The organism is Acinetobacter sp. YH12126 (assembly GCF_013418745.1).
GTDB lineage: Bacteria > Pseudomonadota > Gammaproteobacteria > Pseudomonadales > Moraxellaceae > Acinetobacter > Acinetobacter amyesii.
The window spans coordinates 205,385-224,170 of the sequence record NZ_VPBM01000007.1; the positions used below are offsets into that span (position 1 = coordinate 205,385).

The window sequence follows — 18,786 nt, forward strand, 5'->3', positions numbered from 1 at the left end:
TTTTTGACGCTGAAGATTTATTTATCTTCATGTCCTTCGACTTTCTTTAATAGATGTTTTTCAAGATAGTGAATATCCATAGCTTGTTCGCAGAAATTTTTATCTTGAAGAATCAAATCTTTATGTAGCGGAATATTGGTTTTCACGCCAGTTAAGATAATCTCTTCTAGAGCTTGTTTCATGCGCGCAATAGAGGTTTCACGATCTTTACCATGCGCAATGAGTTTTGCAATCATTGAATCATAGTATGGCGGGATACTATATCCTTGATAGATATGAGAATCTAGTCGGATACCTGCGCCGCCCGGTGCATAGAAATGATCGATTTTGCCCGGTGAAGGCATAAATGTAGATGGATCTTCTGCATTAATACGACATTCAATCGCATGACCTTTAAGTTGAATATCTTCTTGTTGAAGATCCAAACCTAAGCCAGCAGCAATGCGTAATTGTTGCTCGATAATATCTACGCCAGTCACTTGCTCAGTAACAGGATGTTCTACTTGTACACGAGTATTCATTTCAATAAAGAAGAATTCACCTTCTTCAAATAAGAACTCAAATGTACCAGCACCACGGTATTGCATTAATTTACAAGCATTTACACATGCTTCAAGAATATGCGCACGTGCTTCTTCAGGTAAACCCGGTGCAGGCGCTTCTTCAAGCACTTTTTGATGGCGACGTTGCAATGAACAGTCACGATCATAAAGGTGAATTGCATGGCCATTACCATCTGCAAGAACTTGCACTTCGACATGGCGTGGCTTTTGAAGGAAACGTTCCATATAAACGGTGTCGTCACCAAACCACATTTCCGCATCACGTTGAGCAGCTTGTACAGATTCGAGTAGCGTGTCTACACGTTCAACGATACGCATACCACGACCACCACCACCTGAGGCAGCTTTTACAATCAATGGAAAGCCAATTTCTTTGGCTTCTGCCAATGCATTGTGAATCGTTACAGCATGGTCACAACCCGGAACAGTCGGTACGCCGGCTTTTTTCATGGCAATAATGGCAGAAACTTTGTTCCCCATTAAGCGAATGTGTTCAGGACGCGGGCCGATAAAGATAAAACCTGAGTTTTCTACAATTTCAGCAAACTCAGCATTTTCAGATAAAAAACCATAACCTGGATGGATGGCATCTGCACCGGTGATTTCAGCCGCTGTAATAATGGCAGGAATATTAAGATAACTTTCGCTGCTGGCACCTGGTCCAATGCACACAGCTTCGTCACAGAAGCGTAAGTGCATTAGGTCTTTGTCGGCATCGGAATAAATCCCTACGGTTTTAATTCCTAAAGTTTTGCAAGCGCGTGTGATGCGGAGCGCAATCTCACCACGGTTTGCAATTAAAACTTTTTGCAACATTGTGATTCCCCGTGGTCTTAAGCGCGATAGCGGAATAATGGTTGACCGAATTGGATCACTTCGCCATTTTTAACCAAAATTTCTTCAATCACACCGCTTTGAGTTGCTTCAATTGGGTTCATGATTTTCATTGCTTCGATGATACCGAGTGTTTCACCAGCAGATACAGTTTGACCAACTTTAACAAATGGTGCTTCACCTGGATTTGGCGCAGCATAGAACACACCAACCATAGGAGACGGCTCAACAGCACCACGTGGTGAACGAGGTGCAGCAGGCGCAGCGGCAGGCGCAGCCATAGCAGGCGCAGCGGCAGCAACTACTGGATTGCGACGAGTTAGAGCAATCGATTGATCGCCTTCTTTAACTTCAATCGCCTGTAAGTCAGATTCAATCATCAAATCGATGAGTTTCTTGATTTTACGGATATCCATGAACAGTATTCCTAATTAAGATTGAGAAGTTGGTTGAATTTTTTCGATGGCGAAGTCTAGTGCTGCGGCATAACCTTTTGCACCTAAACCACAAATAACGCCAACGGCTTTATCAGATAGATAGGAGTGATGTCTAAATGCTTCGCGAGCGTGGACATTTGATAGATGTACTTCGATAAACGGAATGGCTACACCTAGAAGGGCATCACGCACAGCAACCGAAGTATGTGTTAGGGCTGCTGGGTTAATAATGATAAATTGAACGCCTTCTTGTTGCGCTTGATGAATTCGGTCGACGACAGCGCCTTCCCAATTACTTTGGAAAGTGTCGAGAGAAATGGAAGCGTTTTGAGCCTGTGAAATCAGTTTTTGGTTGATATCTTCAAGTGTCAGATAGCCATAAACTTCGGGTTCACGTTTTCCCAGTAAGTTGAGATTCGGTCCATGAATGACCAAAATGGTCGAGCTCATTCAGCCTGCTCCAATAAAAAGTTGCAAATTTACTTTGCAAGATACCTGCAAAGTTTGCTCATTATGGCATAAAATTCCACATTTTTTTTATAATTTCTTTGAATTGACGTGAAAAGCATGTGCCGAGAATGTGCTATATAATGCGAACTTTGCAGAGAATTGGCAATGTTAAAAGATTACATTTTTATCATTATATTGTAGGACATCATTTTAAACCCAATTGGCTAAAACTGTTGATATCTTTTGTGTAAACTTGCTTTATCGTGGTGCATTCGTGTAGCAATAACCAGTACAAATGATTTGAAAGGTGAGATGGCTTGTATATTTGTCTTATAGATCGTCAGTTGAACTGCCTACGCATGCATAGTCGTAAAGATAGTATTTATTCAGCGCATTAAAAATTCTAAGGTTTAATTTATTTCACGCGTAAAGGAATCTAAATTGTTCTCAGTTTTCAATCGAGTTATTTGAAAGAATAAAGCAGCTTTGTGTGCTAAGTATATAAAAATTAAAAGATAGTTACTTTTTTTATGGTTTATAAAGCATATTTCTAGGCCAATGAAATGTTTTTCATAGATGATAGGGCTCAAGCTAGATATTTTGTTTGCCTTAGCGAATTAAATATTCTGTGGGAGCATTTCCTTATAAGTAGGCAGCTTTAGATATGATGAACATTTATTGCCTAGCTAAGTCATACTTTATAGACCTATATATAAGCGTATTAACCATCTTGTGTATTTTCTAGTCAATGTTTTGAATGTATAAAGCGTGCAAGGCATTGACGATTTCTTTCATAAATCATGCAAGTTTGGAAAATTGGGTATTTGTCCAAATTTGTACAGGTATTGGCAAAAGTTAAATCTGTGGTGGTAAAGAAGCTTGCTGTTTGCATACTGATTCTATTTTTTATTCGTCTATTTCTGTGTTTGAACGGTATATGTCTTGAATTAAGTTTCCTTTATTCCTGTTTATATCTTTACATGGAATCTACTGCATTGAGTCTTTTGCTATAAATGAATTAATAAAACAAGGCACGAATGCTTTCGCACGGAAAAAATTTATCTATATACGTGTAATTCACGGTAGAATGCCCGAAACCTATATGGCCTGAGAACAAACATGGCAAAACATACGCAAAATTCATCACCTTTGGCAGAATTGATTGCAGAACAAAAGCTTTTATGTGAAGAAGTGGGTTCTGCATATGTAGAAGTGCAGGGCGATGATGTAATTGCGGTGGCGGTTCATACCTTAAATAAAGATCCAATTGTTGGTATTCGTAAGCCTGCAGAAGGTGATGAAAATGTCAGTTGGTATATTTATGGCGGTGAGCTTGAAGGCGCAGATAACTTTGAAACAATGACTGTGCGTAAACTGCAAGATGTCGTGCCTGAAGTGCTACCGTATTTAGCTTTGGATGTAGGCTATCGTTTTATGATCGATGCTGATGATTATGAAGATGTCTGGAAAGAAGGTGATGAGGCCTAATTTATGCATTCTCCATTGATGTATAAACTTTATGTCTTTATTTTCTCTGTGTTTACTGCTTCTGTAATACATGCAAATGTGAATGAAACGGTTACGCCACAACTGACTCAAGCTGAATATAATGCTCAGATAAAAGCGTATACTGAGCAAATTAATTCAACCAAAGCTATTTTGGATGATCCTGCATCTACAGCAACGGGTCAGCAGCAAACTCAAGCTTTTTGTTTAAGATTGAATGCATATCGACAGATTTTAGAAATTTCTCAGCAAAACTCAGCTCTTGAAATGGCCAATCTAATGCGAGTGGCTTCACAACATTATTTACTACAACAGCAACAGAGTATGCAGTCATCTGGCTTAAACGAAAGTGCATTTTGTTCGAGTCCTACAAAATAAATTGAAACGTAAATTTTTTCTACTATTTTTAAAACTCTAGCCTCACTTTCTTTCATTTTGTTCTATTTTTCAAAATTCTAAATAATCTAATATTTCAAAATTATTACAGCATTATTCACTATAAGTGCAGTTTCTAATAATATTAGAAATTGAAAATGCAGATTGTCAGGAAATGATATGAAATATGCTTAAAATGATAAGTCCATCACATTATTATGATCAAGTTAGAACGATTTATCTGCAACAAACATCCCTGGTCCTGTTGCATAGGTCAGTCCTAATACATCAACTTGTTGATGTCGTTCTCTTTTAGCCACTGAATAAGTGGCTATTTTTTTTTGAAAAATTAAATGCTTAATCAGATTATAAATCGAATTTGGATAAAATTTAAATTTTTCATGATGTGGCATCCCCATACATTGACTCATATGTGCAGTTTGGTTCGAGGAATACAATCAAATGATTTAAGCATTTTGAATTTTTATCAATTTCTTCTCAGGATGACTGATGGATAAATAGACAAATATTGCGAGTATGATAAGATGATTGAACACATTATTTTTGATGTTTGAGGAGTTGTTACATGACAGCTTATACTTCAGTAATGAAAGCAAGCCAATATGAGGACGATATGATCCCGAGCCTTGCTATCCATGCATTTCGCCATGCTTTTGAACAAGCAAGTGCGTCATCCACTGTGGTTTATGTAAAAGGTCTACAACTGGTTCAACGTCTGCAAAATGGTCAAGAAGTACAAATAAAAGATGTATCAGCCGACTTCGTACAAGTGGATGATCTACCAAAAATTTTAAAACGTAAAAAGAAAACAGAGGAAATTGTTTAATACATGCCTCCACAACCTCGCATTAGAATGTTCGCGGGTCCAAATGGTTCAGGTAAAAGCACAGTTAAAGAATATTTATTGCCCCATCATATTGGGGCATATTTAAATGCGGATGAACTCGAAGCTCAACTGAAACATTCACACCGGCTCAATTTGTTCGATTACCATTCCGCTTTAAAATCAGAAGCATTAATTGACTTTCTCGATACGAAAAAACGTCCTGCGAATGGAGAATTTATTCCGCTATTAGCACGAAAACCTCAGATATTAGATCCGTGGAAAATTGAATTTCATCCAGATCAGATTGATTCATATCTTTGTGCAAGAATTATCGATTACATCCGTTTGCAGTTTTTAGAACTAAAAATTAGTTTTACCTTTGAAACGGTGATGTCCCATATTTCAAAGGTGGAGTTTCTACGCGAAGCAAAAAGAAAAGGCTTTCGAACCTATCTATATTATGTTTCCACTATTGATCCTGTTATCAATATTTCACGTGTTCAGTACCGCGTGAAAAAGGGTGGACATGGTGTGCCAGAACAAAAAATTCGCGAACGTTATTATCGAAGTATGGATCTGTTAATGCAGGCGGTAGAAGCAACGGATCGTAGTTATTTATTTGATAACTCTGCCGATGGACAGCATGCTTCTTTCATTGCGGAAATTGAACAAGCTGAAATTTTAAAGATGAATTCAGGTATTCAGCGTTTACCTTGGTGGTTTGTAGATAAGGTGCTCAAAGAGTTTGAGCCAAATTAATATCAACTAAACGTAATAAAAAACAAAATAACAGGATGAACCTATGCAAAATAACGACTATGAATTACAACAACATTCAAACTCATCTCCATTAGATCAAACTCATCTTGATCAAGTCATTGAGCAGCAAGCTGAACAAGAACAGCAAAAAAATAGTACATCATCTGATCCTTTATCTTCTCTAGATTTGACTGACTTAGCTGAAATTGGTTCGAATATTATAGAATTGGGTTCAGATGCTTTAACGTGGGTGAGCGATGCACTCAGCGATATCAGTATTGATCTATAAATTATCTATTATTTCAATTAACTTCATAATAAACAGCCTTTATTGAAAAATCTCCGAGGATATATTTCGTGATTTTTCAAGTTTATTAATTAATTCTAAATAAATTAAACACTCTTGAAACGTAAAATTTTCAATCAGGAAAGGCATGTCAGAATGAATATTTAGACTGGCGAGCTTGCATCTTTTTTTTAATAATATGTTATAAAAACATATATTGTTTTATGGCTGATAAATATGCATCCATTTCTAACCGCTTTTATTGGCGAGAACTTTATGGGTCTGGCGGCAGTTGGCTACTTTAATAAAATAGCCTAAGTATATAATAGGTTTTAGAAATGCATGTGCACGCATATCAATTAACCTCATCTCAATATTTAAAACAGTTTTTTGGTGGCAAAATTACAATGATCTATAAGATTAAGATTGTGCAGTAAAAATTTAGCGCCATTTATAATTTTGATGTGAAATATTTTAATTCACATCAGTCTTTTGATTATTTGTTTGCAGATCATGAGGTATTTAAAATCGGTGAGCTAAATGCGTATAACATTCCAACGCCTGGACATACACCTGCTTGTCTGAGCTATGTGGTTGGTGATGATGCTGTTTTTGTCGGTGATACCTTATTTATGCCTGATTATGGCACAGCACGCTGTGATTTTCCCAAGGGCAGTGCGGCAGTATTATTCGACTCTGTACAAAAGATTTATCAGTTAGCACCTGAAATGCGCGTGTTTTTATGTCATGACTATTTACCAGAAAACCGGTCAAAATACTGCTGCGAAAGCAGTGTGCATGCGCAAAAACAGCAGAATATTCATATCCACGTTGGTACGAAAAAAGAAGATTTTGTCACAATGCGAACTCAGCGTGACGCAAATTTGGCTATGCCCAAACTGATTTTACCTGCCATACAAATTAATATGGATACAGGTAAATTTCCAAAACCAGAAGGGAATGGTATCCGCTATTTAAAAATTCCTTTTAATCACTTTAAATCTGCAAATTAAAGACAAAGAACCTTTAGGTCGAATGCGGTTGGCTATTTCATTTTATAAAATAGCCTAAGCAATTTAAATATTTGCTACCTACAAATAGCCTAAGTAAGACTAATAATTTTTTAACTATCATTTGATTTCATTCATTCAACTAGGCATCATAATATAAACATAGCAAAGTATTCAAAAATGATCCTAAATTACGAATATCATCAAAAATTAGAAGGCGAAACACACCCACTTGTCTTTATTCACGGTTTATTTGGAAGCCTCAGTAACTTAGGGATGCTTGCCAGAGCTTTTCAAAATTCATATTCTGTCATTCAGCTTGATTTACGAAACCATGGTAAATCACCTCAAAGTACAGAAATGAATTATCGTGAGATGGCAAACGATGTACTTGAGACATTAGATGTAATTGGCATCGATAAATTTTCAGCGATTGGCCATTCCATGGGAGGCAAGGTCGCAATGCAATTGGCTTTAATCTCAAAGCGGCTAGAGCAACTTGTTGTATTGGATATCGCGCCCTTTGCATATCAGGAACGTCATCATGATGAAATATTTAAAGCTTTGATTGCTGTACAAAATGCGCAAATTCAATCTAGACAGCAAGCGGTAGAAATTATGCGTGAGTATATTCATTCAGAAATGGTGATACAGTTTCTACTCAAGTCTTTTAGCAAAGGACAATGGTTGTTTAATGTAGATGCGCTGTATAAACAGTATGACCAAATTATTGGTTGGGAAAATATCGGAAATACTTGGCAACAGCCTGTATTATTCATCAAAGGTGGAGAGTCACCTTATATTTTAAACGCGGAACATACCAATGCGATTGAACACCAATTTCTACATGCGAAAATTGTAGAAATAGAAGGTGCAGGCCATTGGTTACATGCAGAAAAAACAACTGAAGTTATAGAGCAAATACAAAATTATTTAAATTAATACGGTGTGCCTTCAATTATATTTTGAAGGCAAAACATCGAAATATTACTCAATCGAAATGTTATTGGCTTGAAGCTGACCTTCTGAGGTCAGTAGTGCGGCCATCTCTGCAGTTTTTTTCAGGCCTGGCATACGATATTCTGTATGACCATAATCTTGAATAGATTTCCAGCGTCCGCCCCATGTTAAACCAACAGACTCAGCAGCTTGACCATAAAGTTGATAACCACGCATAGCCCAAGGGTCTCGTTCAGTAATGACCACTTTGCCATTGCGTTTAAATGCAACATCAGCTGCTAAACCAAACTGATGATAACTTTGGAAGCCACGGGCACGAGTGGTATTTTTATTGGTGGCTAAATTATTTTGACGTTCTGGACTACGATAACCTTCGAGTAAAACCATTTCATAGCCATGTTGTTCACGCATAATTTTAAACACCATCAATAAACGTTGTTTATAACGTGGGTTCATTTTATGCCATTTACGATCTGCTGAAGGTATATCCGTAGAGTATGAATGCGTATGGATATCTTGAACTTCTGGATTGAAACTTGAGGCCATAACAGATGGCTGCTCAATCATTGCTGCTTCTTCTGCGATTGCCTCTTGAACAAGATATTCTTCAACTTCAGGAGGTGCATCTAAAACCTGTCCATCGAGCATAGCGTAAATTTGTGGGTCGACTTTACGCAAATAATCAGCTTCCACTTTACTTGCAGTAATCGGGCGAGTAAAAGCAAATAATAAAATACTGGCAAACAGTAAGAAGCCTGCAAATAAAATCCACCATTGTTGTAAATGCCAGTGTGATTGAATTTGTTGTGGTGCTGCTGCATAGTTCAGTTCATAAGCAAAATTTTTGGCGTGCTGAATTCTTTTTTTACTTTGTGGAATGATTTGAAAGAAAAAATCCTGAACTTTAACTCTGAGTTCATAAGAAAAACAAAGCACTGTCACCAGTGCTAAGACAAAGAAACAACTAACCAAAAAGATGATCATGGGGAAACTGTAGCGCTCACAGTCGCATTAGCAGTGTTTGTTGCAGCAACCACTTTCGGACGTTTGGTTTCAGAAATTTGCGTTCCACCCATCGGTTCTTCAAAGTATTCTTCTTCTTTTGCTGCTTTCGTAGAAGGCTCTGTAGGTTTGGTCACCTTAGCTGTTGTTGGCGCAGCTTTTGGTTTTACTAATGTAGTTGGAATATGTTGTTTAACGGTTGTTGTAGCAGCTACAACAGGGCGCTGCGGTTGGGTAATTTCAAAAGGCGAACGGTTATTCGCTACAGCTTGAACAGGCTGAGTCACTTTAGCCGTATTGCCATGATTGAAAGCAGTAGCTAAATCATTCGAATATAAACCATTATCCTGATCTTTTTCGTCCATAGCATGAACGCTTTGCAGTGCTTTTTCAGCTGAAGATTGCTCATTTTCACTTTGACGGGGTGCAGTGGTTGCTTCAGTTTCAGCTTTATCTTCAGTTGGGGCAGAAGTAGTCATTTCTGTATTTGCAGGCTGATCGTCAGAACTTAGATAAAAATATCCCAGGCCAGCAACAATAATGACCGCTGCACCAACAAGAAAGCCAATCGCAGCATGAGCTAAAGGCGGTAAATTATTCTTTTGAGTCGACTGTAAAATTCTAACGTTATTCGATTTTTCGTTTGCCATGGTGTCTAAGTCTTATGGTAAATGAATGGTGATATAAGCCTGTTCCGATGGTGCAGTTATGACATTTTGATATTGTGATAACGCCTGATTATTTTGACTGGATAACATATATTTCAGTCCACCAAATGCTAATACAGCAAACAATGCCCAAAAGATAATGATCCAAAAAAATGGTAATTCACGGTGAATAATGTTTTTAATTTGATCCGGCAGTGCCGCGAAAGGCGAAAACGCCTTTTTACCTTTCATATAATCAATTTCATCACCGACACGTGCAACGAGTGAATTGAGCATTTCAATCGATTCAAGTCGGTATTTACCATGAAAACCAAGGAGCATGCAGTAATGATAAACTTCAAGTGCTGCTAAGCGATCTTTATTCTTAGAACGAATTTGCTCTAAATTTTCAAAAAAACGATAACCTGCTAGCTGTGAACCAAAAAGACTTAATTGCAGTGGATTCATCATCCAATTGTTTTGTAAATCAAAAAAACGTGCATCTTGTTGGGTGACAATGGTTTCATCTAATAAAGCGCAATAGGCATATTTTGCGTCCGTGATATCTTCATTGCTGAATTGAAGCTTACGGGCTTGGCTTTCAAATCGGTTTAATAGATCCATAATTTTTGTCCTGAAACTTTCAGGGCTGGATGGAACATATTGATTTTTGAGTAAGAATACGATGTAAAAACCATCATGCAGTAGATCAACTAAATTGGTTGAACTGTTGATTTTCGGTTCAGCACTTGGTTTTGAAGAGCCTAATCCAATTTGACCGTCGTCAAAAAGTGAAGGGGCATTATTTGAAATATTCATGATTGCTCCTTAACCATTCATCACTGCAATAAGTTCAATCGAGATATCTTGGAAGCCAGCTGGTATGTAAACGCAGATCGATTCAGAATCAAGCATACGCTGATACAAATCATTATTTGGCTCAATTTCAAAATAACTCACACCTGAACGAACTGGAATTGCTGTTGGCACTTGCATCATATGTTGCAATGGAACAGCAGGTAATGCTGCCATGACACGCTGTTCAACATCAACGGTATTACCGACTTTAAAGCGCAGTGGTACATAAGAAATAATGTCATGTGTAGGCATCACACTACTTGAAACAGCTAAATACAGGCGAGAATCGCGAGTAATTTTGTCACTTTCAAGACTGCCCACCCAGTAGGATTGACGGGTTTCTTTCAAGTTAATACTGATATATCGATTTGAAATAATCGTATCGAGCAACTCACGTAAAATCACATCTAATTGAGCAAAACTTTCTTGCAAATTATGATGTTGATACTGTGGGAGTTGATCTACTTCATAAGCTGTAGAGAAGGTGAGTAAAGAACCTGTCAGACGCAATAATTCAAAATACAAACGTTCAGGATGAATCAGTGGATATTGCAATAAATGATTTAAGGTCGCATGTGCAGTATTCAGCGCATTAACCAACCAAAATGAAACGATATCACCAGAACGGAATTCAATTAACTTTTGTTCGTTTTCACGATTATTCGATTGAATAGTTTTAATTTTAGCTTTGATAATATTGAGCGTTCGTTTAAGCCCAGTAATCAGTGAATCACACGAACTAATATGTAATATTGGTGGGATAAATTGATAATCTAAAACAAAATTACCTGAACTTTGGCGCTTAATTCGGCCTATAGGCATGTAAAGAAAACCATCAAGATTGTGCTGTGGTTCTTGGCCTAATTCAAAGATTTTAAACTCTGCACGGCGGCGTAATAAAGTGATTTCAGCAGCCGTCGCATCTGTAAACAAATCATGAGTTTCAGTCAAATGTGAATGATAGCGACTCGATTGGGTATTTTCTTCAAAATTGACGTTTCGTTTATTCGGTTGAACAATCGGTAATGCTAAATAAATTTGCATTTCACCGCGTAAATTTAATGAATCAAGTAGTACAGGCTCAGGTAATAAGTCTTGTGCAGGTGCTTGATAAATCTCACCATCTTGCCAAATCATTTCGACTTTATTCAAAGCTAATGTGTTGGTACTGAGTTGCGATTCATCAAAAATTAAACTTTGAATACCATAAGCGAACGGTATTGTTGCGCGAACCGTATGGTTTAAACGCTGTTCATGATAAGCATCTTGTAATTGAAAGTGTTGCGGGCGTAAAAATAATCCTTCACCCCATAAAATTTTTTCTGCTTTAAACATTGTTTTTACCAGTCGCTATTCGATTCATTACTTTGTTGCTGAACACCTAACATTTCTTGTACAGCTTCAAGAGGGTTTTCATCCTTAATCACATGAGTTAACCATTCATGCAGTGGCATTTGTGACCATTTAATGGTTTTTTGCAGCATATAACTGACAGGGCTATGCGGCTCATTCACTTGGAAATAGTCCGCAATATCTTGCAAGACTTTCATGGCTTGTTCACGGTTTTCAAGATGATTTTGCACTTGAGGTTTAAATTGCTGTGTATGCTGTTGTTGTATTATTTGCATATCATTCTGCACGGAAGTTACAGTGGAAAGTGTTTGGCTTTCAATTGGAGAATTTGATTGAACCTGTTCAGCGCTCGATGAATTGATAAAAGCATCTGCTTTATAGATTTTTTTTAAGCTCAAGTGAATCATTTCGATTTGAGAGTCAATGCCAGCAAAGCTTGGCGCATCTAAACCCATCAAATCATCAAGAGTCGTTTTTAAGTTTTCCCAATGGTTTAAAATATCTAAAAACTGTTGGTAATACTGGTATTGAATTGATTTTGACGTATTGAACAAGGCATGTTCAAACTGTTCCATACCATTAAAAGACTCTTCTTGATCATCATCTTCATGGTTGGATTTACGTCTTTGGTTTTGAACATGAAGTAGTCGATCATAGTCGGATAGGGAATAAGCTACCGCGCCATGAACGATTGAAACTGATTTAATTAATGTTGGGATTTGATTAATTATCCCTTGTAATAAACCTAGACGTTGATCAAGGTCATCATCTTCAATTTCAGGATGAAGTTGTAGCCAAAAGTCTTGCAAACTTTTTTGTGTAAGTTCAATCCCTTTGGCAATCCCTTCGAAACCATGAATGTGAGTCCACGCTTCAAGCAACCAACCATATAAGCGAATATCTTTTGTATGTTCGCGAAGTAGATCTGACGATTTTTGGTGCACAAAGCCCCAATCTGCCTGTTTCGGTTCTGCGATCCAGTCGCCTTGATCCAAGAGCGGGTCATCTTGTGTTTTAGCTTTTTTAATTGCATGAAAATCATTTGAAAATGAAAAATCACTACCGCAAGGTAAATCATCCGTAATCGGTTGCAATAAAGCGTCGAGCTCTAAACTCATATTCTACATCGTTCCTAACTTATGCTTCTAAGGTTTTAGTCTTTTTGCTGCTGCGTTTTTTCGCAGGTTTACTTTTAGGATCTAAAACATAAATAATTTCATCGTCTTTGACATCGATTTCAATGACTGATGGAATCTTTTGTTCACTCATCGCCATCAACAATTCAGTGGCTAAAGCAGGTAAGACCGTCGCATTTAAAATGTTGTCGACATTACGCGCACCACTATCGACCTCAGTACAGCGACTTAATAATAATTCGACTAAATCATCGGTATAGCGTGTTTGCGTACCATATTGTTTTTCAATACGCGCGGTGATTTTGCCTAATTTATGCTGAATAATGCGTACGAGCAGATCATCGTGCAATGGGAAATACGGCACGATACGCATACGACCTAAAAATGCCGGCTTAAATTGTTTATATAAAGCTGGTTTTAATACATCTAGAAGTTCTTCTGCTGACGGCCATTCTTCTACTGGCTGATTTAAACAAGCCTGCATAATGGCACTTGAACCTGCATTTGAAGTCAATAAGATCGTGGTATTTTTAAAGTCAATGACACGACCTTCACCATCTTCCAAAGTACCTTTATCGAATACTTGGTAGAATAGCTCTTGAACATCGCTGTGTGCTTTTTCAATCTCATCGAGCAAAACCACACTATATGGATTTCGGCGAACTGCTTCTGTCAGTACGCCACCTTGGCCATAACCGACATAACCTGGAGGAGCACCTTTTAAAGACGAGACGGTATGTGCTTCTTGATACTCAGACATGTTAATGGTGATTAAATGAGACTCACCACCATATAACTCGTTTGCTAACGCAAGTGCAGTTTCGGTTTTACCCACACCACTTGGGCCAACCAGCATGAAAACGCCTTGAGGTTTATTTGGATCTTCCAATTTTGCCTTGGAGGTTTTAATGCCTTGTACCAGTTGATGCAGTGCATAATCTTGCCCCATCACACGTTGTTCTAACTGTGCTTCAAGCTTCAAAATTTGCTGAATTTCATCATTCACCATTTTACCAACAGGGATGCCGGTCCAGTCTGAAATGATTTCATTAATAATTTGAGCATTTACACGTTCAAAAACCAGCGGCGTTTGACCTTGTAAAGTTGCCAGTTGGTTACGAATATTGCTTAAAGTTTCAATATTTTCTGGTTTTTGCTCGGACTCTTGTTCAAGCGTTTTAATCTGTTGAATGATTTCGAGTTCTTTTTTCCACTGCGTTTCTGTTGACTGAATCTCTTGTTCAAGCGCGGATAATTGTGTTTTTACACTTTCAATGCGTTCGTGGTGAATCGGAATATTCTTATGTTCATTTTCAAGAATCGCCAATTCAAGCTTCAAATTATGTAATTGAGCTTGAAGTTGATCCAATTTTACAGGTTGTGCATTTTGCGTTAACGCAACACGCGCAGAAGCTGTATCTAAGACACTAATCGCTTTATCAGGTAATTGACGGCCAGTGATATAACGGTGCGAAGCATGGACTGCAGTAACGATAGCTTCATCGTCAATTTGTAAATTGAAATGTTTTGCCATCACTGGAATCATGACACGCAGCATATCGATTGCGACTTCTTCAGTCGGTTCTTCAACCTGAATTACTTGGAAGCGTCGGCTTAATGCGGCATCTTTTTCAAAATACTGCTTATATTCAGCCCATGTAGTTGCGGCAATGGTTCTTAACTCACCACGTGCAAGCGCCGGTTTTAACAGGTTTGCTGCATCATTTTGACCTGCTTGACCACCCGCACCAATCAACGTGTGTGCTTCATCAATAAATAAAATGATTGGATGTGCAGAGGCTTGAACTTCATGAATGACTTGTTTTAAGCGATTTTCGAATTCACCTTTAACACTGGCACCCGCTTGTAGTAAGCCCATATCTAAAGTATGAATGCTGACATTTTTTAAAGCATCTGGAACTTGGTTGGTTGCAATTTTTAATGCAAGACCTTCAACAACGGCCGTTTTACCAACACCAGGCTCACCCGTTAAAATCGGATTGTTTTGACGACGACGCATCAAAATATCGAGCATTAAGCGGATTTCAAACTCACGACCAATCACAGGGTCAATGCCACCATTTTTAGCTTTTTCAGTAAGATTAATGGTGTATTGGTCTAGAGCTGGTGTTTTAACTGGCGTAGTTGCATTCGTTTGTGCTGCTGATTTTTCATCTGGTGATGCAGTTGCTAAATCTTCATTTTCAATGCTCTTTAGGCAAAGATCTAAAAATTTATGTTTAATCGTATCGATAGGTAATAAATCGAAAAGAGAAGAAGCTCTTGCTGCAATTTGGTATAAATCTGGCGCGGTAAGGAGCGCAACAAGTAAATGACCACTACGAATTTGTGGATCTTGTTCAGCAGATGCTAATAACCAAGCTTGTTCAAGTAAGCGCACAATGGATTGGGCAAAAATAGGAGTGCGCGTATTTCCTTTTGGAAGTTGAGCAATACTTTCTTTGAGGTCATCTGCCAAACCATCTGCAGAAACTTTGTATTTTTCTAAGAGTATTTGAAGGTCATTTTTATTGTTATAGGTTAATAATTCGAGTAAAAAATGTTCAATTTCGATTTCATAATTTTGCTGTGAAATACATGTATTGGCTGACTTTTCGAGTGAAATGCGGGCGTGAGGTGAAAGTTTAGTAATTAAAACTTTTAAATTATTCATAAATAACTCATCAAATTTAGAATCCACAGTACAAAATTTTACAAGTTTGACTGTGATCTCTTTTTTCTTGCTATAAAAATAAAAACTTTAAAATCAACACCTTATATATTATTAGTGTCTTGCTTTAGGCGATATAATACAGACTAAATAAAAAAAGGAAAAAGATTTTTTTATAAAATGAAACAAAAAAAAACAAATAGTCAACAAACTTTGGAGTATTTGGCACATTTTTGTATTGACTCTATGTGCTTATTTTTTGTTAAATCTGCAGCATATTTTTAATTTTGATAAATGAAGAGAAAACCCGCGGGAAAATAAGTGGTGATTTCTCCACATAAATTAAGTTTTAGCACGTAGAAATACAGAGGCAATTTTGAATAAATTTAGTGTTTTATTACCTATAATTTTAGCAGCCAGTTTAACACAAACCGTTTTTGCAAAAGATAAAGCGGCATCTGTGAAAAAATCCTGTTTAAAGGATTATCCACTGGCAGTAGGTGATACAGATCCAGAGATTATTGGTTTTTATAATCAGTTATGTGACAAAAAAAATAAGAAAAATGAGAACTTAAAAAATGAAATTTTTGTAGATATTGCCAAAAAATATCAAGCTAATGGTTACAATTTAAAAGCATTGCAAGCGGTCAATCTGCTGCGAGAAAAGAACTATCAGTCGCCTGAACTTACTGATGTTACTTTTTTAGCAGGTATCGCTATTTCTTATAATGCGCTGAATCATATGCGGAGTAATGAAAATCGTACTCTAGATGAACAGACCTATTCTCCTGCCAAAGTGTTGTCGGATAATATTCGTTATATTCAGCCGACGATTGATAAATCTACGTCTGCTGCAGCAGATGTTCGTGAAAAAAGTACAGAATCTTCGAGCAATGTGAAATCTAAACAGACAACACCAGCTAAAAAACGAACCAATACAGCGTCTACCAAGTCTAAACAAACGACTACAGCAGCAAGCAAAAAGAAAACTACCACGACAGCAAAAACGCAGACTACAGCGAAAAAACCTGCTGCCAGTGGTTCACCTTTCGATACATTAAAAAATAAATAACAAGGAAAAGCACTCATGGCAAAACGTGAAAGTGTACAGAAAAAACTTCAACGAATTCGTCCTCCTCGTGTTCAATTGACTTACGATGTTGAAGTTGGCGACGGTAAAGAAATTAAAGAATTACCATTCGTTGTAGGGGTGTTAGGTGATTTCTCAGCGGCATCTGAAGTAGAGAAAACCAAATTAAAAGACAAGAAATTCATTAATGTTGATTTAGATAATATTGATGAAGTCATGGAGTCTTTAGCGCCACGTGCTAATTTTCAAGTTGAAAATACCTTGACTGAAGATGGTGGAAAAATGTCGGTAGATCTTACATTTAAGAGCATGGCCGATTTTACTCCTGAGCAAGTTGTACAACAGGTTGATCCACTACAAAAGTTAGTTGCTGCGCGCGAGCGTCTGTCTGACTTGCGTAATAAAATTTCAAATAATGAACGCTTAGAAGATTTATTGGATGAAGTGTTACATAACACTGATCAAATTCGTAAGTTGAGCGTGGAGGCAGAAAATGAGTAATTATAATACTGCTACTGCTGCAAACGTTGAAGCAACCGAAGAATATTCACTTTTAGATTCAATTGTCGAACAAAGTCGTATCGCGCGTACAGATCAAGAACATGATCGTGCAAAAAGTTTGATTGGTGAACTTGCTAAAGAAGTGATGGCAGGTACCATCACCGTTTCAGACAATATGACTTTATCAATTGATAAGCGTATTGCTGAAATTGATGCGTTGATTTCATCTCAGTTAAGTAAAATCATGCACCATGCTGAATTTCAAAAAATTGAATCGACATGGCGTGGTTTGTATTATTTCTGCCAAGAAACACCTTCAAATTCTTTAACAAAAATTCGTATGTTAAATACGACGAAAAAAGAATTGATTAAAGATTTCCAAGGTGCGACCGATTTTGACCAAAGCACGTTGTTCAAAAAAATCTATGAAGAAGAATATGGATCATTCGGTGGTGCGCCTTATGCAACATTGATTGGTGACTTTGAGTTTGACCGTACACCATCTGATATGTATTTGCTTGAGCAAATTTCACATGTCGCGGCGGCTGCACACGCACCGTTCATTTCGGCTGCAAGCCCAAATATGTTGGGTCTAGAATCTTTTACTGATATTGATCGTCCACGCGATGTTTCTAAAATCTTTGAAACCGCTGAATATGTACAATGGCGTTCATTCCGTGAAAGTGATGATGCACGATATGTTGCATTGACAATGCCACGTGTATTGGGTCGTTTGCCATATGATCCAAAAGAAGGTATTGCCACTGAAGGCTTTAACTTCGTTGAAGAAGTTTCCGGCGAAAACCACAATGAATATTTATGGATGAACGCGGCTTATGCCTTTGGTACACGTCTAACCAATGCTTTTGATATGCATGGTTGGTGTGCTGCGATTCGTGGTGTAGAAGGTGGTGGTTTAGTTGAAGGCTTGCCTGTCCATACGTTCAAAACCAATGATGGCGAAGTGGTCTTTAAATGCCCAACTGAAATTGCCATTACTGACCGTCGTGAAAAAGAACTGAGTGATCTTGGTTTTATTCCGTTGGTACACTGCAAAAATACGGATTATGCAGCATTTTTTGGTGCGCAATCGACGCAAAAACCTAAAAAATATGATAGCGATACAGCAAATGCCAACTCTGCATTGTCTAGCCAGATCCAATACATCATGGCAGTTTCACGTATTGCACATTATTTAAAAGCAATGATGCGTGACAAAGTGGGTAGTTTTGCATCAGCGGGTAATGTTGAGACCTTCTTAAATGAATGGTTATCGCAATATGTATTACTCGATGATGGTGCATCTCAAGAAGCTAAAGCTCAGTATCCATTGCGTGAAGCTTCTGTAAAAGTTGTAGAAAATCCAGCTTTGCCTGGTCACTACAAATCTGTGGTTTTCTTAAGACCACATTTCCAGTTGGATGAGTTGTCAGTTTCATTACGACTTGTGACCGAGTTACCTCAGTCCTCAAATTAATTTTGGGTCAACACTATAATAACT

The 18,786-nt window shown here is 37.6% G+C and carries 19 protein-coding genes and 1 pseudogene; 10 read left to right on the top strand and 10 right to left on the bottom strand.

Features of this window, described 5'->3' with window-relative positions; all coding sequences use genetic code 11:
• Positions 1–17 precede the first annotated feature (17 nt).
• From accC to aroQ, 3 genes are read right to left on the bottom strand one after another with little or no spacing between them, the layout of a single operon-like run.
• Positions 18–1,379, bottom strand: coding sequence for an acetyl-CoA carboxylase biotin carboxylase subunit (accC, locus tag FTU62_RS06980; RefSeq protein WP_111885487.1), 1,362 nt, complete (start codon positions 1,377–1,379; stop codon positions 18–20).
• 17 nt (positions 1,380–1,396) lie between these two features.
• Complete coding sequence (gene accB, locus FTU62_RS06985; RefSeq protein WP_078190790.1) at positions 1,397–1,813, bottom strand: acetyl-CoA carboxylase biotin carboxyl carrier protein; 417 nt, start codon at positions 1,811–1,813, stop codon at positions 1,397–1,399.
• 15 nt (positions 1,814–1,828) lie between these two features.
• Complete coding sequence (gene aroQ / locus FTU62_RS06990) at positions 1,829–2,284, bottom strand: type II 3-dehydroquinate dehydratase (RefSeq protein ID WP_078190789.1); 456 nt, start codon at positions 2,282–2,284, stop codon at positions 1,829–1,831.
• A 1,119-nt stretch (positions 2,285–3,403) separates the two neighbouring features.
• Between aroQ and FTU62_RS06995 the strand changes: the two genes are divergently transcribed.
• Both FTU62_RS06995 and FTU62_RS07000 read left to right on the top strand, forming a co-directional pair.
• Entirely contained in the window at positions 3,404–3,772 is a 369-nt protein-coding gene (locus FTU62_RS06995; protein WP_078190788.1) for a hypothetical protein, read from the top strand.
• A gap of 3 nt (positions 3,773–3,775) precedes the next feature.
• Entirely contained in the window at positions 3,776–4,168 is a 393-nt protein-coding gene (locus tag FTU62_RS07000) for a hypothetical protein (protein WP_180102266.1), read from the top strand.
• Positions 4,169–4,392: 224 nt separating this feature from the next.
• On the opposite strand, the gene FTU62_RS07005 is transcribed toward FTU62_RS07000, so the two are convergent.
• On the bottom strand, positions 4,393–4,584 hold the full coding sequence (locus FTU62_RS07005) for a hypothetical protein (RefSeq protein ID WP_180102267.1): 192 nt from the start codon (positions 4,582–4,584) through the stop codon (positions 4,393–4,395).
• 167 nt (positions 4,585–4,751) lie between these two features.
• Here FTU62_RS07005 and FTU62_RS07010 point away from each other — a divergent pair, with 167 nt between their 5' ends.
• The 5 genes and pseudogenes from FTU62_RS07010 to FTU62_RS07030 all read left to right on the top strand — a co-directional run bounded on the left by FTU62_RS07010 (position 4,752) and on the right by FTU62_RS07030 (position 8,009).
• Positions 4,752–5,012 (top strand): hypothetical protein, encoded by a 261-nt coding sequence (locus FTU62_RS07010; RefSeq protein WP_078193376.1) that lies wholly within the window; start codon positions 4,752–4,754, stop codon positions 5,010–5,012.
• Positions 5,013–5,039: 27 nt separating this feature from the next.
• Positions 5,040–5,771, top strand: a complete 732-nt coding sequence (locus FTU62_RS07015; RefSeq protein ID WP_180102286.1) for a zeta toxin family protein — start codon at positions 5,040–5,042, stop codon at positions 5,769–5,771.
• Between the two features lie 43 nt (positions 5,772–5,814).
• On the top strand, positions 5,815–6,060 hold the full coding sequence (locus FTU62_RS07020) for a hypothetical protein (protein ID WP_180102268.1): 246 nt from the start codon (positions 5,815–5,817) through the stop codon (positions 6,058–6,060).
• Between the two features lie 326 nt (positions 6,061–6,386).
• A pseudogene (locus FTU62_RS07025) lies at positions 6,387–7,070 on the top strand (MBL fold metallo-hydrolase); the annotation flags it as partial.
• Positions 7,071–7,247: 177 nt separating this feature from the next.
• Positions 7,248–8,009 (top strand): alpha/beta fold hydrolase, encoded by a 762-nt coding sequence (locus tag FTU62_RS07030; RefSeq protein ID WP_180102269.1) that lies wholly within the window; start codon positions 7,248–7,250, stop codon positions 8,007–8,009.
• A gap of 45 nt (positions 8,010–8,054) precedes the next feature.
• Here FTU62_RS07030 and FTU62_RS07035 read toward each other — a convergent pair whose 3' ends face one another.
• From FTU62_RS07035 to tssH, 6 genes are read right to left on the bottom strand one after another with little or no spacing between them, the layout of a single operon-like run.
• Positions 8,055–9,011, bottom strand: coding sequence for a M15 family metallopeptidase (locus FTU62_RS07035; protein WP_180102270.1), 957 nt, complete (start codon positions 9,009–9,011; stop codon positions 8,055–8,057).
• Positions 9,008–9,679, bottom strand: a complete 672-nt coding sequence (locus FTU62_RS07040; protein ID WP_180102271.1) for a hypothetical protein — start codon at positions 9,677–9,679, stop codon at positions 9,008–9,010. Before FTU62_RS07040 ends, FTU62_RS07035 begins: the two co-directional genes overlap by 4 nt.
• Before the next feature lie 12 nt (positions 9,680–9,691).
• A complete protein-coding gene (gene icmH / locus FTU62_RS07045) occupies positions 9,692–10,495 on the bottom strand; it encodes a type IVB secretion system protein IcmH/DotU (protein WP_078190778.1) in 804 nt (267 codons plus the stop codon).
• 9 nt (positions 10,496–10,504) lie between these two features.
• On the bottom strand, positions 10,505–11,869 hold the full coding sequence (gene tssK / locus FTU62_RS07050) for a type VI secretion system baseplate subunit TssK (protein ID WP_111885478.1): 1,365 nt from the start codon (positions 11,867–11,869) through the stop codon (positions 10,505–10,507).
• 5 nt (positions 11,870–11,874) lie between these two features.
• A complete protein-coding gene (tssA, locus tag FTU62_RS07055; protein WP_111885477.1) occupies positions 11,875–13,005 on the bottom strand; it encodes a type VI secretion system protein TssA in 1,131 nt (376 codons plus the stop codon).
• A gap of 19 nt (positions 13,006–13,024) precedes the next feature.
• Complete coding sequence (tssH, locus tag FTU62_RS07060; protein WP_180102272.1) at positions 13,025–15,697, bottom strand: type VI secretion system ATPase TssH; 2,673 nt, start codon at positions 15,695–15,697, stop codon at positions 13,025–13,027.
• Positions 15,698–16,070: 373 nt separating this feature from the next.
• On the opposite strand from tssH, the gene FTU62_RS07065 reads away from it, so the two are divergent.
• From FTU62_RS07065 to tssC, 3 genes are read left to right on the top strand one after another with little or no spacing between them, the layout of a single operon-like run.
• Positions 16,071–16,766, top strand: coding sequence for a hypothetical protein (locus FTU62_RS07065; protein WP_111885475.1), 696 nt, complete (start codon positions 16,071–16,073; stop codon positions 16,764–16,766).
• Positions 16,767–16,781: 15 nt separating this feature from the next.
• Positions 16,782–17,285, top strand: a complete 504-nt coding sequence (tssB, locus tag FTU62_RS07070) for a type VI secretion system contractile sheath small subunit (RefSeq protein ID WP_078193364.1) — start codon at positions 16,782–16,784, stop codon at positions 17,283–17,285.
• Positions 17,278–18,762 carry a type VI secretion system contractile sheath large subunit gene (gene tssC / locus FTU62_RS07075; protein ID WP_180050798.1) on the top strand — a complete coding sequence of 495 codons (1,485 nt, stop codon included), beginning with the start codon at positions 17,278–17,280 and terminating at the stop codon, positions 18,760–18,762. The genes tssB and tssC overlap by 8 nt, the downstream gene beginning before the upstream one ends.
• Positions 18,763–18,786: the final 24 nt, after the last annotated feature.

Coding starts and splice junctions, on each gene's coding strand:
- accC (WP_111885487.1), bottom strand. CDS start 1,379: ATGTTGCAAAAAGTTTTAATTGCAAACCGTGGTGAGATTGCGCTCCGC.
- accB (WP_078190790.1), bottom strand. CDS start 1,813: ATGGATATCCGTAAAATCAAGAAACTCATCGATTTGATGATTGAATCT.
- aroQ (WP_078190789.1), bottom strand. CDS start 2,284: ATGAGCTCGACCATTTTGGTCATTCATGGACCGAATCTCAACTTACTG.
- FTU62_RS06995 (WP_078190788.1), top strand. CDS start 3,404: ATGGCAAAACATACGCAAAATTCATCACCTTTGGCAGAATTGATTGCA.
- FTU62_RS07000 (WP_180102266.1), top strand. CDS start 3,776: ATGCATTCTCCATTGATGTATAAACTTTATGTCTTTATTTTCTCTGTG.
- FTU62_RS07005 (WP_180102267.1), bottom strand. CDS start 4,584: ATGGGGATGCCACATCATGAAAAATTTAAATTTTATCCAAATTCGATT.
- FTU62_RS07010 (WP_078193376.1), top strand. CDS start 4,752: ATGACAGCTTATACTTCAGTAATGAAAGCAAGCCAATATGAGGACGAT.
- FTU62_RS07015 (WP_180102286.1), top strand. CDS start 5,040: ATGTTCGCGGGTCCAAATGGTTCAGGTAAAAGCACAGTTAAAGAATAT.
- FTU62_RS07020 (WP_180102268.1), top strand. CDS start 5,815: ATGCAAAATAACGACTATGAATTACAACAACATTCAAACTCATCTCCA.
- FTU62_RS07030 (WP_180102269.1), top strand. CDS start 7,248: ATGATCCTAAATTACGAATATCATCAAAAATTAGAAGGCGAAACACAC.
- FTU62_RS07035 (WP_180102270.1), bottom strand. CDS start 9,011: ATGATCATCTTTTTGGTTAGTTGTTTCTTTGTCTTAGCACTGGTGACA.
- FTU62_RS07040 (WP_180102271.1), bottom strand. CDS start 9,679: ATGGCAAACGAAAAATCGAATAACGTTAGAATTTTACAGTCGACTCAA.
- icmH (WP_078190778.1), bottom strand. CDS start 10,495: ATGAATATTTCAAATAATGCCCCTTCACTTTTTGACGACGGTCAAATT.
- tssK (WP_111885478.1), bottom strand. CDS start 11,869: ATGTTTAAAGCAGAAAAAATTTTATGGGGTGAAGGATTATTTTTACGC.
- tssA (WP_111885477.1), bottom strand. CDS start 13,005: ATGAGTTTAGAGCTCGACGCTTTATTGCAACCGATTACGGATGATTTA.
- tssH (WP_180102272.1), bottom strand. CDS start 15,697: ATGAATAATTTAAAAGTTTTAATTACTAAACTTTCACCTCACGCCCGC.
- tssB (WP_078193364.1), top strand. CDS start 16,782: ATGGCAAAACGTGAAAGTGTACAGAAAAAACTTCAACGAATTCGTCCT.
- tssC (WP_180050798.1), top strand. CDS start 17,278: ATGAGTAATTATAATACTGCTACTGCTGCAAACGTTGAAGCAACCGAA.